This is a genomic window from Natrialba magadii ATCC 43099 (assembly GCF_000025625.1).
GTDB classification, from domain to species: domain Archaea; phylum Halobacteriota; class Halobacteria; order Halobacteriales; family Natrialbaceae; genus Natrialba; species Natrialba magadii.
The window spans coordinates 802,024-817,915 of sequence record NC_013922.1; the positions used below are offsets into that span (position 1 = coordinate 802,024).

Sequence of the window (15,892 nt, forward strand, 5' to 3'; positions counted from 1 at the left end):
GCAGATCCACGCCTGTCCACGCGGTGGCGTCGATTCTCGGTCTTCGATGACGAGGAACGAACCGTGGCGTACGACGACCGCGATGCGGACGACGTCATCGAGTTCTTCGAGGTCGACCAAGATCGTGCGTGGATCTACCGCGACCCCGGCGAAGAGCCGATTCAGCGCGTTCTAGAGTGGCTGATAGTGCGGCAGCGGGACGTGCGGAAGGTGAATACCGAGCGTCGCGAGTCCGTGCTGGAGTGGAATGTACCCGAGCACGACGAACGCGAGCCCGAGCACACGGTGGAGTTTTATTCTGGTTTCGGGGCTGAGCGACTGAAACAGCGTTCCGTACACGAACATCGACGGCACCGTTCCCAGTCCGAGTGCGGCAAGCGCGAGGACGCCACCCGACGGCGACCCCTGTACGAATGCGTAGAGAAACGCCGGGTACAGCAATGGGCAGGGAAGCAGTCCGTGTGCCGCGCCGAGCCCGGCGATCCGGCTATCACCGACCCAGGAGTCGACGTTCGCGAGGAGTCGGCCGTGAACCCGCTCGAGGAGCGGCTGAACGAGCGGGAGGGTAACCGAGCCGCCAATGAGACCGCGCCCGGCGAGGTAGTGGATCCCCATCACGACGATCAGCGTACCGACGACGATGCCGGCGACCGCGTGAACGTCGGTCGCGACGGCGGTCACCGCCTGTGGGGAGACGAAGACCAGCGACCCCGCGAGGCCGAACAGTCCGCCAATGGCTGCGTAGCTGACCGTCCGGCCGAGGTTGAATAGCGCGTGCTGTTTGACCATGCCCACCGTCAGTTCGTTTCGGGCTGACGATCCGCCGTTCTGTGCGCGCAGCCGATCCGAGTACGTCGTCACTAGCGGCCCACACATTCCCAGACAGTGTGCGCCACCCAGGAGTCCAATCAGCGCGAAGACGACGATACTGACCGGTTCCATTGCGGTCGGATCGAGCGCCGGGTCGTAACACTGATCGAGGACGATCCGCGGGACCGGAATCGACTCGAGTCCGAACCCGTTGACGAGTCTCGCCATAGATTACTCGTGACCGTCGAGAACCTGCTCGAGATCGTCCGTGATTCGTACCGGATCAGGGTCGTCACCCCGATAGGCCCGCTCGACGTATCCGTTGGGGTTGACGAGGAACGTGACCGTGATATGCATAAAGTCGTACTCGTCCCCGAGTTCTTCGCGCTCGAACGGAATTCCGAGATCGTCATAGACGACAGATTGGGCCATCTCGTGGTCTTCGGGACGGAGATAGTGCCAGTTGTCCGCTTCGTAATTGATACCGAAGGTGTCGGAGTGGTCCTGAAGCGCGTCGCCAGTGTCACGCTCGGGGTCGAACGTGATCGCGAGGATTCGAGTCTCGTCCCCGAGTCCGCGCTCGGCGGCGTTCGTCTGGACTTGAGAAATTGAATTCATCAGCGGAACGCACTCGTCCGGACAAGACGCGAAAAAGGCGGTTACAACGAGTGCGTCCTCAAGAGCGGACACGTCGACGGTCGTCTCGCCGATCGGGTCCTCGAGTTCGAACGCCGGGAACGGGTCACCGTAAGTCGGGTACAGGGATTCGCTCTGGATGTCCTCCTCGGGTGGCGCAAGGACGGCGTGCTCGGATGACTCGTCATCTAGCATGCCGGTCAGGCAACCGGCGACGGCGGTTAGCCCGGTCGTCACTCCGACGGTCAACGCACGGCGGCGATTCATTACGAGTGTCTATCGACTGGACCGGCAAGTAGCGTCTGGTGCAACGGTCGAATACGGGCCGAAGAAGTGCGCTTCTATCGGGTTGTCGACACAGATTTTCGGCGACCGTACCAGATTCAACTTATTCGGTAGGTACATAGGCCCGGTATGGACGAGCAGATATCTGGGACGGATCGAGATGGAGGCGTCGCTGAGACGGGAAGAAAACACGCTCGCCGAACCGTTCTGGTTGGCGCGACCAGTGTCGGGGTCGCGGCGCTTGCTGGCTGTCTTGGCGAAGACGATGACGTACCCGAGCCGATTACGATCGACAGCGATCAGATCTGCGACCATTGCACGATGCAGATCGGGCGGCATCCGGGTCCAGTTGGACAGACTCATTATGACGATCCGGAAGACGTTGTCGACGAGGAGCGGCCGGCGCAGTTCTGCAGTTCGACCTGTGCCTACACCCACACGTTCGAGCAAGAGGACGCAGGCCACGATCCCACCGTTATATATCTGACCGACTACTCCACCGTCGACTACGATGTCGAGTTCGACGACGATATCGAGGAAATAAGTAGTCACCTCGCGGTCGACGCGTTTGCGAGCGCCGATAGACTCACGATGGTCGTCGATAGCGACGTTCAGGGTGCTATGGGGCCGTCGATGATCGGGTTTAGCGACGCCGACGAAGCCGAGGAGTTCCAGGGCGAGTATGGCGGTGACCTGTACGAACACGCAGATGTGACCGCCGAGCTGGTGATCTCTCTGCTTGGATAACGTCGCTCGCGGGATCGCCGCTCCTGCTGAGAGATGAGATGCCTTCGTCGTCTCGAACCGCATAAGAGAACTGGTTCGAAGGCCGAAACAGGACGTTGATAGAATAACTCCCACCCAACCTCCAGAATCTAGTGTTCCAGATCGGCCACTAACCGTTCTAAGAACTGATTTTTGGTTTGGTCTCCGAATGCGTTCGACGGAAGTACCAGATATCGTTTATAATCCGTCTGCGACCGTTAGGATATGGAAGGCAACTCCAGGTACAAGCGTCGCCGTGTGATTGGTCTAATCGGTACGGGAACAGTAGTTAGTGTTGCAGGCTGTCTCACTGACGATACAGAAGACGATGGCGTCCCCAATGACAGCGACGGGACGGACGACGAACCAGCATCGGGAGCCGACGACGACGGAGAAGAAGGTACCGGAGAGGATGATGCTGATTCAGCGGACAAGGAAGGCGACAACGAAGAGACCAGCGAAGAGGCAGCGTTTCCCGCCGACAGGAAGTGTGCTGTCTGCAACATGGTTGCCAAAGAGTATCCCGACTGGAACGCCCAGTTGGTCCACGAGGACGGTCACCGCGAGTTTTTCTGCTCTGCGGGCTGTATGGCCGCCTATTATGCCGCTCCAGAGGAGTTCGACGGACCGGACACAGACGTCGAAAACGTTTGGGTTACTGACTACGAGACAGGCGAACTCGTCGACGCATCGGACGCAGTCTTCGTCCGCGTGACCGACCCTGATCATGTCGACGACATCATGATGAGGAACCCCACACCGTTTGCTGATCAAAGCGACGCTCAGGCGTTCGTGAACGAGTTTGACGAGTACGACGAAGACGATATCCTCGATCTCGAGGCGTTCGACAGGAGCCTTGCGGAGTACTACCGTGGGCGCTTCTTCGAGGAACCGGATAGCGACGACGACTGACAGGATATCCGGCGAGGCGACTTCGGTTCGATCTCAGTCGCCGTTGACACTGGGACTAATGGTGATGCGTAGGTAGTGATTGGTATCGAATGGCTCTGTTGAAATCCTCTTCTTTAGATATTTATTCGCGCGAATCTACTGTGCCCTACACGTGCGAACTGAGCAAGAAAAGATATACAGGGCGAGACAAGTTATCAAAATATAATGCCCTCCACAGCAACACTGTCCGGCTCCGACCAACCTGAGAATCGTTCTTTGGGCGGCATTCTCGTCCACGTGTTGGCGCTTTTCACCAGTTTCGTTGGCCCTGCCATCATGTATGCCGTATCAGACCACGAATTTACGCGAGAGAACGCCCGAAACGCGATTAATTGGCATATCACCGTTATTGTTCTGGCAGTTGCTGCGTTCGTGACAGGCTTCCTTGGTGCCGACGAAGTAACAATCAACGGTGAGCCGACTGAACTGCTGGCGGTACCGTCACCCCTCGACACAGTGTTTACCTTCATTGGAATCCCCTTGCTACTTGCACTGGTGGTCGCGGTTTTCGCTACATTCGGATTTGCTGTCGTTGCCACACAGAAAGCGGCGTCCGGGTCAGCGTGGTCGTATCCCGGCTCGATTAATATCATCGAACGGTTCCGATAGTCGCTCTATTGAGCGATGACTTCTTGCCCTGTACTAACCGTTAGATTGCTTGGTCAAGATTGTGGACGATACACCCAAGAGCGAGTTCACGAAACTGCTTCCACCAGCGTCGTGAACGGACGAATGCACCGTACTTCCGCTTGAGCGTTGAGTTGACTGTCTCTGATTGACTCCGTTGGCCGTAGAGGTCAGCGTCTAAGCGTGCGTTCCATGCCTTGTGAAGCGGTGTGAACTCACGATGCTTGATTAGTGGACGAATCTCGTGTTGACGAGCAAGCCGTCTGATTTTCTGGTCGTCGTAGCCTTTGTCCCCGAGCAAGATGTCGATAGTCTCGGGGTTACGTTTGATCAACGATGGAGCGATCTGGCTATCGTGTTTTCGTGTCGTCGTCACGTGTAAATCAAGGACTGCGTTCACTTTGGAATCGACCAACAGTGTTACTTTGAGTTGCTGAATCGTGAGTTTGGCTCGTTTCGTGTAGTGTTTCGAGGCGTGACTGCGGTCGAATCCCGAAGCATCGATCCCCGCAACGCCGGTGGTCGGGAGCAGTGAAACAGAGAGATTGAGCAGCACTCGCCAGACAGCCATATCGAGTCTGTTGAACGCCTTGCAGAGCGTAGACGGCGCAGGGAGTTCAGTGAGATTGATCGCGTTCCGGATACGGGGCATCTCGATGAGTTCGTCGAGGAGTGTACGATAGGTCGTGTTCTTCCGAACCTTGAGACAGAGGAGAACGATGTGCTGATGGAGCGTGTAGCGTTGTTTCGAGAACTTTGAGGAGTATCGAGCTACGGCACGTTTCGCTAACTGAAATGCTTCCTCGACAAATCGGAGCAACCGAGACTTTGGGAGGGTCTGCATCTACTCAAACTACCGACCGAACCTGTAACTCACTAAGGATTTCAACAGAGCCGGTTATAACAAAACTCGGTCTGGAAGTGTCTGGGACGAGAGGGAAACTCACAGCAGCTGGTGACGCCCTCGAAGACCGATTCGCCAAACACGTCAAAGGGATTCGCAGAGAGCGGGCTGCCGGCCTTGACTCCTCACAGGAGTACGACGAACTGGTCCATGCGCTCTTACACGTATTAGATGAGGAGGACCTATTGGAGGAACATTATCATGGGTAACGTGCCACCGTCCCGAATGGAAGCAGACGTTATCGGACTGGATAGCCCAGGGGTAGCTATCCAGGTGATCGATCACCGCGACTATACCCATCACCTGCTGTTCGACTGGGACGGTGAACTCATTGGTCATGTTCAAGACCGATTTACAGAAGAGGTCCAGACTGATCTCCAACCTGCGAAAATACTCAATCGCGTTCGGTTTCGCGCACGTAACGTCGGACATCACGAGACTGACGCGAAACTCCTCAGCCCCATCTTCGACTGGGTCGTTCTCGACGAGGCCATCGATGTCCTCCAGGGTTTGGACCAATTATCGATTATAGAACACTTCATGGACTTTCTCGAAGCAATTCGAGATCCCCCCGTTGATGACGTGGAGTTCACCGCCTTGTACCTCCATCTGGATGATGCGAACGAAGAACTGATAGATCAGTCCGATCCCGTGACGTTTTATTTCGACGACCAGGACCTCGTTCACACACCAGTTAACCTCGAACGTGAGCCAGATGTGTACGTGACGATTTCACCGCTCAAAAGACCCTTCGCCTGCGATCACACCTTTCGAGATCTCATCGTCCATCAGCTCAAATGCCAGATTCGAGATCTCTACTACAGGCAGGGTGGGCAGCCACCGGAACAGTACCAAGTCAATGGGATCGGTCTTCACGATACTGAACTCGCCCCATTCGAACATCAAGCACAATAGAACTATGCAAGCAAACGTAATCGGAATTAAAGAAGGTGTTATTGGTGTGGAGGTTATCGATCCACGTGGTAATTCTCATCTCATCGAATTAGCTGTGGATAACGAAGATGCGGATGACTTTCACGGCCAGGACACTTACCCACACAGCTCCGGAGAACGGGACAATGAAGAAGAGCGTTTAATGAATCAGGTCTTCGCTCGCGCTCGGTTTGAGGCCCATACACAAACGGAGTACGATATCCTCCGTTCGGGGTGGGACCCGACCCAGTTACGCCGGGGCATCGACGCTCTCGAGCGCATTTCAGACGACGAATTCGACGACCTCTTCTACGAGTATTACATGGCGTTGCACGATCCGACGCGCCTCAAAGACGAGTATGATATCGGTCCAGACACTGCCGAAGTCGGGGGGAACCCTCGGATCGCACTTGTGATCAAGAGCTTCTGTATCGACGATCAAAATGAGATTGTGAACGATTTACCTCTGTTCGTCTTCTACTCGAGCGAACAGGCCGACAAAAATTATACGGCTGGTCCGGATCCCGACTGTCCCAGTGGTACTACTGAAATCCCGTCGATGCTCCCGCCGTTCAAAGACGCACCAGAAGACTTCGTCTATCCAGAGGACTTCAGAGGCCTGATGATCAATAATCTCATCTGCCAAATTAGAGACGTTTATCGCAATATGGGTGAGCGTCCGCCGAAGCAGTACGATATCGACGGCTTCGGAAAGCCCCACGGGAACTTTGATCGGTGATACTAATTGTAGTATTCACCGGATGAATGAAAAGTACACGCATCACGTGTTGTTCGATTGGGATGGGAACCTCATTGGGCACGTTCACGAACGATATACAGAGGAAACACAGACTGATCCCAAACCGAGTCGAATTCTCAAGCGCGTCCAATTTCGTGCACGGTACGAAGCTCACCACGAGACGGATGCCCACTGTCTCGGGTCGATCGTCAATATAGACGTTATCGAGGATGCTATTACTGTCCTCGAAGCTCTCGATATTCGCCAGGTAATGGACCACTTTGAGCCGTTCTTGAACACAATTCGGTCACCGCCCGTTGACAAGGAAGTCGTTGTGTTCACTGCACTGTTCCTCTCCCTAAACGATTCCAGAGACGAACTTGTTGGTCAGTCTGATCCGATTACGTTCTATCAGGAAAACGGAGAGCTCGTCAATACTGATGTAACTCTCCGGAAAGAGCCGGATGTCCACATTACTATTCCGCCTCTCGAACACTGTTTCGCTTGTGATAAACAGTTTCGCGATCTTATCGTTCGTCATCTCGAGTGTCAGGTGAGAGATCTCTACTACAAGCAAGGTTGCCAGCCTCCCGAACAATATCGAATCGAAGGACGAGGACTCGACGAACCAGGAATTGTTCCTTTCGACGAACAAGCAAAATAGACCTATGAAAGCAAAAATCATCGGAACCGAAGACGGTATCATTGGCGTCCAAGTTATCGACCCGCGTGGAAATACCCACCTCGTTGAGATTGATGTTGAAAACGAGGATACTGAAGACCTCCACGCTCAGGAATCATACCCGAACGACCCAACAGAGAGAACTGCTGAACAAAATCAGATTATGTATCAGGTTCGGGCACGGGCCAGATATGAGGCTCATATAGCCACAGAACACGATATTCTGTTGCCTGATTGGGATCCAAGACAACTACGTTGTGGTACTGAGTCCCTCGAAAACATGTCTCTCAAAGTGTTTGGTGACAACTTCCGTGACTATTATCATGCGCTAATCAATCCTGAGAAGGCCAGAGAAGAGTATGGGATTACCGAAGGTTCGATTGAGTTCCCTGGCGAACCTCAGATCGTGTTAATTATGAAAGGGTTCTGTATCGACGACCAGAACGAAGTGGTGAACGTGTTACCTGATATGTATATTTACTACACGAATGACCAAACCGAACAGACGTACACCGCGGGGACGTCGGCTAGCTGTTCGGATGAGACGACACAACTTACAGTGATGCTGCCACCGTTCGTGAGCATCTCTGATGACTTCAACTATCCAGAGGACTTTCGCGCCTCGGTAATCAATAATTTGGTCTGCCAAATCCGTGATATCTACCGAAATATGGGCGAGGAGCCGCCTGCAAACGTTGATATCGAAGGATTTGGAAAGCCTGCCGGTAATTTCGACCCAGATGAGTTCTGAGTTCCGTGTCTATACCCATCACCTGCTGTTCGACTGGGACGGTGAACTCATCGGTCACGTTCAAGACCGATTTACAGCGGAGGACCAGACTGATCCCCAACCTGCGAACATACTCGAGCGCGTTCGGTTTCGCGCACGCAACGTCGGGCATCACGAAACTGATGCAGAACTCCTCAGCACCATCTTCGACTGGGTCGTTCTCGACGAGGCCATCGATGTCCTCGAGGATCTAGACCTGTCAGCCATCATGGGTCACTTCATGGACTTTCTCGAAGCAATTCGAGATCCTCCAGTACACAAGGTGGAGTTCACCGCCTTGTACCTCCATCTGGATGATGCGAACGAGGAACTGATTGACCAGTCCGATCCCGTGACGTTCTATTCCGAGGACCAGGACCTTGTTCACACACCGGTTAGCCTCGAGCGTGAACCCGACGTGTACGTGACGATCTCACCACTCACACGCCCATTTGCCTGTGATCATGCCTTCCGAGATCTTATCGTTCACCAGCTTAAATGCCAGATTCGAGAACTCTACTATATGCAAGCCAGTCAGCCACCCAGAGAATATCAGATCGACGGAGTGGGCATTCACGATACCAAAATCGAGTTTTTGAACGTTCAACCAAATAGAATTATGCAAGCAAAAATAATTGGGATTGAAGACGGTGTCATTGGAGTCGAGGTTATAGATCCACGTGGGAATCAGCACATTATCGAGATACCAGTTGATAACGATGAGGCAAGCGACTATCATGGACAAAATGTCTACCCACACAGCTCTGAGGAGCGTACTGAGGATCAAGAACGTCTTATGAACCAAGTTTTTGCTCGAGCTCGTTTTGAAGCACATATAAACACCAATTACGATATACTACTCTCTGACTGGGACCCACGACAGTTGCGACGTGGGATCGACGCCCTCGAGAAGATGCCGCTCAACCAGTTCGACGAGGCCTTCCGAGAGTACTACCACGCGCTGATTAATCCAGAACGAACCAAACAGGAGTACGGGATAACCGAAGGCAGAGTCGAATTCGAGGGGGAACCTCGGATCGCCCTGATCATGAAGGGGTTCTGTATCAACGACGAGAACGAAGTTGTCGAAGTCCTACCGGACATGTACATCTACTATTCGAAGGAGGACATCGAGGAGACTTACACGACTGGGACGCCAGCGAGCTGTTCGGAGGGAACCACACAGATCACCCCGATGGTGCCTCCGTTCGTAGAAGTGCCCGAGGACTTCGTCTACCCCGAGGACTTCCGGGGCTTTCTGATTAACAACCTCATCTGCCAGATCAGAGACGTGTACCGGAACATGGGTGAAACACCGCCCAAACAGTACGATATCGAAGGATATGGCAAACCAAAAGGAAACTTCGATCGTGACGAGTACTAACGCGAGTCGAGACGCACGACACTCTCCTCAGCACAACTTCGAGTGGGTCGTTCTCGACGAGGCCATCGATGTCCTCAAAATTTCCCAAGTGTCTGATAGAATAGCGTAATTCACTGACTCGTCGAGCTGCGAAATAGTCATCAAACTGGCGAGTAGTCACCGTTCAACCTATGCATTATAATTCATCTTCGGAACCCGTCTGGTGTCGGCTCCACGGACGGAACGGCTGCGCACAGGGACGCAGACGACGTGGCCACCGACACGTTTCAGCGTGACTTGAGTACGCCAGCAGGCTTCTCAACCGGGACGCCAGCGTAGCGGATCCAGTTCGAAACGATGCCTGTCGACACCCACGCAGAGTATGACCGTCATGCCCAGCTCGATCGACTCGAGAGCGCGAGCGCCGACCGGGACGTCCTCGTCTCGCTCATCGTCCCACCAGACGAATCGATCGGCGCGGCTCGCCAACCCGTCGAAACCGACTACGCCGAGGCAACCAAACTCGACGAACAGTCGCTCGCGGCACCGCTCGTCGATGCACTCGAGTCGGCCCGACAGGAACTCGCCGACTACGAGGCGGTGCCGAAAAACGGCCTTGCCATCTATACCGGCGTCGTCGATGGCGATCTTCTCACCGTCGTGTTCGACGAGTTGCCACTCGCGGTCGACGAACTGCGCTACGAACAGCACAACGAGTTCACTCTCGAACCGCTGACGGCGATCACCGGCGACGAGTCGACCTACGGGCTCCTCGTCGTTGAGCGCGGGGGCGCAGCGTTCGGCCGGTACGAGGGTGAAACCGTCGAGGTGATCGACTCGTTCGATAGCAACGTCCCCGGAAAGTCGAGCGCCGGCGGCCAGTCCGCCGAGCGATTCGAGCGCGACCGCGAACGACAGAAACGCGAGTTCTTCGATGAGGTCGCAGAGCGTGCAGCACGGACGTTTCTGGACGACGACGCGGTCGACGGCATTCTCCTCGGTGGCACGACCGGAACCATCGATCGATTCCGCGATGAGGCCGACCTCGACCACCGCTTCGACGACCACGTCACCGGCGAGTTCAGCGTCGAATACGCGACCGAGCAAGGACTTCGCCAACTCGCTGAGAAGGGACAGGAAGCGATCGATGAGCAGGACCACGAAGCCGCTCGCGAAACGCTTTCAGAGTTCTTCGACCGCGTCCAGAACGACGGTGAACCGATCGCCTACGGGATGGACGAGGTCGACGACGCACTCGAGTACGATGCGGTCGAGACGGTGTTGCTCTCGACGGCGTTAGACGGGACAGAAATACAGTCGATCGGTGATCGTGCGGTCGAGCAGGGTGGTGAGACCGTGGTTGTGCCGGACGACTTTGCCGACGGGAGTCGGTTCGTCGATGCGTTCGACGGGGTCGGCGCGTTACTTCGGTTCCCGATCGAGTGAGTGACTGCGAGCGGATTGCTGTCGGTAGTCGAGTACGGCCAGATGGGTATTGAGACGGTTTGGCGTTGCTTGTCCGTAGTCCCAGCGCCGATGTGTCTCGTCCGTCACACAGCCGTGGACGTAGCACCAGCCTCCGGTCACGCTTTTGTGAGTAGTGCTGTGGTGGTCGCTGGTGTCGTTCGTCCGCCCCGATCGTCCCTCTGCTCAAAGGTGACAGATACGAATGCATCAACGTGAGGTGGTAGGTGTGTCGTTTACAGCCGCACTGGACTGTCTCAGCTCCGACAGACGTACCGGGTCGAGCAATCAATCCGCTCCCGGCTGTTGCACTGCACGCAAGGACAGAATCGGAGCGACAGGTTCCACCCTCCGAAAGTCGGGCGTCGCTGTTGACAGTCGACGTGCGCTGAGAGGCGGTTTCGGGTGGGCCGTCGACTGCTCAGTCGTCCGTCTCCGCGCAGTTACAGCCGCCCTGGTCGAGCAGATCGCGGATCGTATACTGCTGTTTGCAGTCTTCACAGGTCACCGTAACCGTCACCAGGACGTTGAACTCGCCGATATCGAGTACGTCACTTCGTTCGAGCTGGGCAACCGTGTCCTCCGTGACCGCAGCTGTCCGATTCCGGAGCGCACCGAGTTTGTCCCGGCTGCGCTCGAGTCGTTCCTCGTCGCTCGGGGACTCGAGTGAGGCTTCGAGACAGTCGGTCAGGTGGTTGTAAACCGTCTGGTGAGAGATGAAGTCGCTCTCGACATCGTCGACTGGGACGTTGTCGCGCTCGAGTTCTTTGCGTGTCTGGACGCGCGTCCCGCTGCTGACGTCGTCGCCGGTGAGCAGTCGGTACGTGTTCTCGACTTCACCGTCTTTGTACTGCAGGCCGGCTTCGTCGAGAGCGCCCTCGAGAACGCGCTGATTGACGTGCTCTGCGAGGTCTCGCGTGCTGTATCGCTCGTCTGTTCTATCGGTCCAGTAGCTAACGAGTTCCTCGTCGAGTCCGATCAGGTCGTACTGCTCGGTGATCCGCCCAACCTTGCAGCCACACGCTGAACTCGCCGCTGCATCGAGAGTTCGCTCAGTCACTACCTGAGGATACTCCTGTGAGCCAAAAAAGCGTTCCGAACGCGATGTTTACAGCAATACGTCCGTAATTGCCATCCCTGTGATCGGACCACCGTAGGTGTCACGGCTTTCGCGAGAACGGAGGCTGAAGCTATCTGATTTAATATGGTTCGTCCAAAATCTCAAGTTTATTATCATTCATACGCGTACGTCTCTCCCTTCCAGATAGGGTAGCGGGATACAAGTCGTCGCTTCTCAGTTTGCCAGTGCACAGTTCAGAATTTACATTCGTAAGATTGTAAACTCTGTAGAGAGCGAGGGGATGGTGTCGTGCCCTCTCCTGCTAGCACGCTCTATCCGTGCACGTCGCCGACTCGACGACGATAACGCGGAGATCGTTGACGTTCGTCCCTGTCGGCCCAGTCCGAACGAGCGCGTCCGCGTCCTCGAGCGCGGCGAACGCATCGTTTCGCGCAAGCGCATCGCGGGCGTCGACTCGAGCCCCTGTCCCGCTCTGGTCGGGCGTCCCCTCGGACTCGAGTGCCGTCTCGACCGACGTCGCATCGACGAGCGCACCGGCGACGTCAGTCGCGCCGTCGACGCCATCGGTGTCGACGCTCCCGACGACGATGCCATCGGACTCGAGTTCGAGCGCGCTCGCGAGCGCGAACTCCTGGTTCGGCCCGCCGCGACCGGGGTCGTCACAGAGCGTCACTGTCGTCTCGCCGCCGGAGAGGAGGACGGCGGGCGGTGAACACGGCTCACCGGTCTGACGACACTCCTCGGCGATGGCGACGTGGGTCCGTGCTGACTCGCGGGCTTCGCCGCGAACCCGTGAGGAGAGCACGAGAGGTGTGTATCCCTGTTCGTCTGCGGCGTCACGGGCTGCCTCGAGTGCGACGCGTCCGTTTCCGATGATGTGGGTACTCGTCCGATCGAAGAGTTCAGCGTCCGCGTCGGCCGTCGGGGTCTCCGGTCGGTCGCCTGCGTGTCCGCCTTCGAGGCGGGCGACGACAGCGTCGGGTGCGTCGATCCCGTAGCGCTCGAGCACGGCGAGCGCGTCGCCGTAGGTCGTCGCGTCCGGAACCGTCGGTCCGCTGGCAATCACGCTGGGATCGTCGCCGACGACATCGCTTAGCGCAAGCGTCACGACGGTTGCAGGTGCGGCGGCTCGAGCGAGCTGGCCGCCCTTGATCGCCGAGCAGTGCTTTCTGACGGCGTTGATCTCGTCAATCGTCGCACCGGAAGCGAGGAGCGCTCTCGTCACCGCTCGAAGATCCGCTAGCGAGAGGGATGTCGCCGGCGCTGTGAGCAGCGCGCTCGCACCGCCAGTAACGACGACGAGCACCAATTCGTCCGGCCCAGCCGCCTCGGCTGCGTCGAGAATCCGCGTCGTGTTCCGAACACCTCTCTCGCTCGGAATCGGGTGAGATCCCTCGTAGACGGCGGCGATGTCGGTCTCGACTGGATCGTCGGTCACGACGACGCCCGTGTCGAGTTGCTCTCCGAGTCGGTCACTGCCGCCGAATTCAAATTCGGCTTCAAGCGCACGCACCACGTGTGCGGCCGCGTTCCCACCACCGAGAACGGTGATCCGATCGTACTGTGTGAGGTCGTACGAGGCTGTATTCCCTCCGTCTCCGGTCACGTCAGCCACAGTAAGCGCGTCGTCCGATACCGTACACGTGTCCGCAATTCGGTTCTCGGGGCGTGCTGCTTCGATTCCGGCGAGCAGGCACTCGAGTGCGACCTCGTGTGCGGCCGTCGGCGTGTACGCCACCGGTCCATCGCGGTCGGCCATTGCGGATGGGTGTTCGGGGGAGTCGCCGTCCATGCGTACCCCGTTTGGCGTCTCGGTGTATGTAGTTACCGTGCAGCCCCGCACCAGGCGAATGCTCTGACGAACTATTTGTTTGACTATCTCAAACCTTATTGTTCGAGAACTGGTAACAGGTGTGGGGGTTCCATAGCCAGAGAAGAAAGAACTCAGCGGTGAACCGTCGTTTTCTGCTGTCTTCCTCGAAAGATCGGTGCGAAACTAGGCAACAGCTGCGTTTCATAGTCTCAAATGCTCTCTTCGATAGACGGTCGAAAGTGTTTCATCGCTGTGGATAATCGGCAAAATTCGGACAGTTGTTGTCTTCTATGCCGATAGTGGCGACAAACCGGTCGTCTACAAACGGCATGACGAGCAATGGTCACCACGGCACGGTTCGTGTTTGATTCTATCAAATACAGTCCGAGAGACTGTGTTGTTCTCCGTGACGGTCCGTCGAAGGGGAAAGACTATGTCGACACCACCAGTTGCACTGACTGTGAGCGATACTACCTCGAGTGAAGTCAATCTTCACTACATCGACGGCGAATGGGTCGAAGGAACCGGTTCGGAAACGTTCGAAAGCGAAAACCCGGCGACGGGCGAGACGCTCGCGACGTTCCAGCGCGGCACCGAAGACGACGTCGACGCCGCGCTCGAGGTTGCTGACGAGACCTTCGAGGAGTGGCGAGAACTCTCCCACATCGATCGTGCAGAGTACCTCTGGGACATCTACCACGAACTGCGCGAGCGCCACGATGAACTCGGCGAGATCGTCTCCAAGGAGTGCGGGAAAGAGATTTCCGAGGGGAAAGCAGACGTCGCCGAGGCCTGGCACATGGTCGAGTGGGCAGCGGGCAACGCGCGCCACCCGCACGGGGACGTCGTCCCGAGTGAAGTCGGCAGCAAGGACGCCTACATGCGCCGCAAGCCACGTGGTGTGATGGGCTGCATTACGCCGTGGAACTTCCCGGTTGCAATCCCGTTCTGGCAGATGGCAATCGCGCTGGTCGAAGGAAACACGGTCGTCTGGAAACCAGCCGAACAGACGCCGTGGTGCGGTCAGATCATCGCCGAAATGTTCGATGACGCCGGCATTCCGGACGGAGTCTTCAACATGGTTCAGGGCTTCGGCGACGCCGGTGCAGCGATTTCCGACGACGAACGCGTCGACACGGTTCTCTTTACTGGATCCGCCGAGGTTGGCCAGGAAATCGCCAGCAAGGTCGGCAGCGAACCCGGCAAGCTCGCAGCCTGTGAGATGGGCGGCAAGAACGGCATCATCGTCACCGAGGAAGCCGACCTCGACATCGCCGTTCACTCGGCGATCATGTCGAGCTTCAAGACGACCGGCCAGCGCTGTGTTTCCTCTGAGCGACTCATCGTCCACACGGACGTCTACGACGAGTTCAAAGAGCGCTACGTCGACATCGCGGAGGACGTTGCCGTTGGCGACCCCCTGCAGGAAGACACCTTCATGGGGCCGGCAGTCGAGCCAGAGCACGTCGAGAAGATCAAGAAGCACAACGAACTCGCAGTCGAGGAAGGTGCCGAGGTCCTCGTCGACCGCTTCGAACTCGAGGACGACGAGATTCCCGAGGGCCACGAGGACGGCAACTGGGTCGGTCCGTTCGTCTACGAAATCGAGTACGACACCGACCTGCGCTGTCTGAAAGAGGAGTGTTTCGGTCCACACGTCGCGCTGCTGGAGTACGACGGCGACATCGAGGACGCAGTCGAGATCCACAACGACACGCCGTACGGCCTCTCCGGAGCGATCATCTCCGAGGACTACCGCCAGATTAACTACTTCCGCGACCGCGCGGAAGTCGGCCTGGCGTACGCGAACCTGCCGTGTATCGGCGCAGAGGTCCAGCTTCCATTCGGCGGCGTGAAGAAGTCGGGCAACGGCTACCCGTCCGCACGTGAGGCTATCGAAGCCGTCACCGAGCGCACCGCCTGGACGATGAACAACTCCAAAGAAATCGAGATGGCACAGGGCCTCTCGGCTGACATCGTCACTCGAGACGACTGAGGCACCGACCACCTCGAGCGACCTGCTGCGGTATTTGATATCTGCAAACTTTAAGGGTCCCCTCGCGTAGTGAC

16 protein-coding genes are annotated in these 15,892 nt (G+C 56.8%); 11 read left to right on the plus strand and 5 right to left on the minus strand.

From position 1 onward, the window contains the following. Positions 1-171 precede the first annotated feature (171 nt). Positions 172-1,038: a sulfite exporter TauE/SafE family protein gene (locus NMAG_RS03755; RefSeq protein ID WP_004216564.1), complete on the minus strand. Its 867-nt coding sequence runs from the start codon at positions 1,036-1,038 to the stop codon at positions 172-174. Between the two features lie 3 nt (positions 1,039-1,041). Continuing rightward, positions 1,042-1,713 carry an SCO family protein gene (locus tag NMAG_RS03760; RefSeq protein WP_004216565.1) on the minus strand — a complete coding sequence of 224 codons (672 nt, stop codon included), beginning with the start codon at positions 1,711-1,713 and terminating at the stop codon, positions 1,042-1,044. A 147-nt stretch (positions 1,714-1,860) separates the two neighbouring features. On the opposite strand from NMAG_RS03760, the gene NMAG_RS03765 reads away from it, so the two are divergent. From NMAG_RS03765 to NMAG_RS03775, 3 genes are all read left to right on the plus strand, one after another. Beyond that, on the plus strand, positions 1,861-2,478 hold the full coding sequence (locus NMAG_RS03765; protein WP_004216566.1) for a nitrous oxide reductase accessory protein NosL: 618 nt from the start codon (positions 1,861-1,863) through the stop codon (positions 2,476-2,478). 243 nt (positions 2,479-2,721) lie between these two features. Next, positions 2,722-3,408 (plus strand): nitrous oxide reductase accessory protein NosL, encoded by a 687-nt coding sequence (locus NMAG_RS03770; RefSeq protein ID WP_004216567.1) that lies wholly within the window; start codon positions 2,722-2,724, stop codon positions 3,406-3,408. Between the two features lie 204 nt (positions 3,409-3,612). Next, on the plus strand, positions 3,613-4,056 hold the full coding sequence (locus NMAG_RS03775; RefSeq protein WP_004217071.1) for a DUF4870 domain-containing protein: 444 nt from the start codon (positions 3,613-3,615) through the stop codon (positions 4,054-4,056). Between the two features lie 40 nt (positions 4,057-4,096). Here the strand turns inward: NMAG_RS03775 and NMAG_RS03780 are convergent, their stop codons facing one another. After that, positions 4,097-4,918, minus strand: a complete 822-nt coding sequence (locus tag NMAG_RS03780; protein WP_012996418.1) for an IS5-like element ISNma2 family transposase — start codon at positions 4,916-4,918, stop codon at positions 4,097-4,099. Positions 4,919-4,995: 77 nt separating this feature from the next. Between NMAG_RS03780 and NMAG_RS03785 the strand changes: the two genes are divergently transcribed. The 7 genes from NMAG_RS03785 to NMAG_RS03815 all read left to right on the plus strand — a co-directional run bounded on the left by NMAG_RS03785 (position 4,996) and on the right by NMAG_RS03815 (position 10,910). Further along, positions 4,996-5,187 carry a hypothetical protein gene (locus NMAG_RS03785; protein ID WP_049939264.1) on the plus strand — a complete coding sequence of 64 codons (192 nt, stop codon included), beginning with the start codon at positions 4,996-4,998 and terminating at the stop codon, positions 5,185-5,187. 16 nt (positions 5,188-5,203) lie between these two features. Continuing rightward, positions 5,204-5,893 carry a hypothetical protein gene (locus NMAG_RS03790; protein ID WP_004216569.1) on the plus strand — a complete coding sequence of 230 codons (690 nt, stop codon included), beginning with the start codon at positions 5,204-5,206 and terminating at the stop codon, positions 5,891-5,893. 4 nt (positions 5,894-5,897) lie between these two features. After that, positions 5,898-6,650, plus strand: coding sequence for a hypothetical protein (locus NMAG_RS03795; protein WP_012996419.1), 753 nt, complete (start codon positions 5,898-5,900; stop codon positions 6,648-6,650). Positions 6,651-6,672: 22 nt separating this feature from the next. Next, on the plus strand, positions 6,673-7,314 hold the full coding sequence (locus NMAG_RS03800; RefSeq protein ID WP_004216571.1) for a hypothetical protein: 642 nt from the start codon (positions 6,673-6,675) through the stop codon (positions 7,312-7,314). A gap of 4 nt (positions 7,315-7,318) precedes the next feature. After that, positions 7,319-8,083 (plus strand): hypothetical protein, encoded by a 765-nt coding sequence (locus NMAG_RS03805; RefSeq protein ID WP_004216572.1) that lies wholly within the window; start codon positions 7,319-7,321, stop codon positions 8,081-8,083. A gap of 637 nt (positions 8,084-8,720) precedes the next feature. After that, positions 8,721-9,485 (plus strand): hypothetical protein, encoded by a 765-nt coding sequence (locus tag NMAG_RS21950; RefSeq protein ID WP_191219373.1) that lies wholly within the window; start codon positions 8,721-8,723, stop codon positions 9,483-9,485. Between the two features lie 336 nt (positions 9,486-9,821). Then, positions 9,822-10,910: a Vms1/Ankzf1 family peptidyl-tRNA hydrolase gene (locus NMAG_RS03815; protein WP_004216574.1), complete on the plus strand. Its 1,089-nt coding sequence runs from the start codon at positions 9,822-9,824 to the stop codon at positions 10,908-10,910. A 439-nt stretch (positions 10,911-11,349) separates the two neighbouring features. On the opposite strand, the gene rdfA is transcribed toward NMAG_RS03815, so the two are convergent. Next, a complete protein-coding gene (gene rdfA, locus NMAG_RS03820; protein ID WP_004216575.1) occupies positions 11,350-11,988 on the minus strand; it encodes a rod-determining factor RdfA in 639 nt (212 codons plus the stop codon). 322 nt (positions 11,989-12,310) lie between these two features. Beyond that, on the minus strand, positions 12,311-13,801 hold the full coding sequence (locus tag NMAG_RS03825) for a glycerate kinase type-2 family protein (protein ID WP_004216576.1): 1,491 nt from the start codon (positions 13,799-13,801) through the stop codon (positions 12,311-12,313). 454 nt (positions 13,802-14,255) lie between these two features. On the opposite strand from NMAG_RS03825, the gene NMAG_RS03830 reads away from it, so the two are divergent. Continuing rightward, positions 14,256-15,818, plus strand: coding sequence for an aldehyde dehydrogenase family protein (locus NMAG_RS03830; RefSeq protein ID WP_012996421.1), 1,563 nt, complete (start codon positions 14,256-14,258; stop codon positions 15,816-15,818). The last annotated feature ends 74 nt before the right edge of the window (positions 15,819-15,892 follow it).

What these genes read in the sequence shown, in the direction of transcription:
- NMAG_RS03815 (WP_004216574.1), top strand. Translation starts at nt 9,822, where the DNA reads ATGCCTGTCGACACCCACGCAGAGTATGACCGTCATGCCCAGCTCGAT.
- NMAG_RS21950 (WP_191219373.1), top strand. Translation starts at nt 8,721, where the DNA reads ATGCAAGCAAAAATAATTGGGATTGAAGACGGTGTCATTGGAGTCGAG.
- NMAG_RS03825 (WP_004216576.1), bottom strand. Translation starts at nt 13,801, where the DNA reads ATGGACGGCGACTCCCCCGAACACCCATCCGCAATGGCCGACCGCGAT.
- NMAG_RS03770 (WP_004216567.1), top strand. Translation starts at nt 2,722, where the DNA reads ATGGAAGGCAACTCCAGGTACAAGCGTCGCCGTGTGATTGGTCTAATC.
- NMAG_RS03795 (WP_012996419.1), top strand. Translation starts at nt 5,898, where the DNA reads ATGCAAGCAAACGTAATCGGAATTAAAGAAGGTGTTATTGGTGTGGAG.
- NMAG_RS03755 (WP_004216564.1), bottom strand. Translation starts at nt 1,038, where the DNA reads ATGGCGAGACTCGTCAACGGGTTCGGACTCGAGTCGATTCCGGTCCCG.
- NMAG_RS03805 (WP_004216572.1), top strand. Translation starts at nt 7,319, where the DNA reads ATGAAAGCAAAAATCATCGGAACCGAAGACGGTATCATTGGCGTCCAA.
- NMAG_RS03800 (WP_004216571.1), top strand. Translation starts at nt 6,673, where the DNA reads ATGAATGAAAAGTACACGCATCACGTGTTGTTCGATTGGGATGGGAAC.
- NMAG_RS03760 (WP_004216565.1), bottom strand. Translation starts at nt 1,713, where the DNA reads ATGAATCGCCGCCGTGCGTTGACCGTCGGAGTGACGACCGGGCTAACC.
- NMAG_RS03780 (WP_012996418.1), bottom strand. Translation starts at nt 4,918, where the DNA reads ATGCAGACCCTCCCAAAGTCTCGGTTGCTCCGATTTGTCGAGGAAGCA.
- NMAG_RS03775 (WP_004217071.1), top strand. Translation starts at nt 3,613, where the DNA reads ATGCCCTCCACAGCAACACTGTCCGGCTCCGACCAACCTGAGAATCGT.
- NMAG_RS03790 (WP_004216569.1), top strand. Translation starts at nt 5,204, where the DNA reads ATGGAAGCAGACGTTATCGGACTGGATAGCCCAGGGGTAGCTATCCAG.
- NMAG_RS03765 (WP_004216566.1), top strand. Translation starts at nt 1,861, where the DNA reads ATGGACGAGCAGATATCTGGGACGGATCGAGATGGAGGCGTCGCTGAG.
- NMAG_RS03830 (WP_012996421.1), top strand. Translation starts at nt 14,256, where the DNA reads ATGTCGACACCACCAGTTGCACTGACTGTGAGCGATACTACCTCGAGT.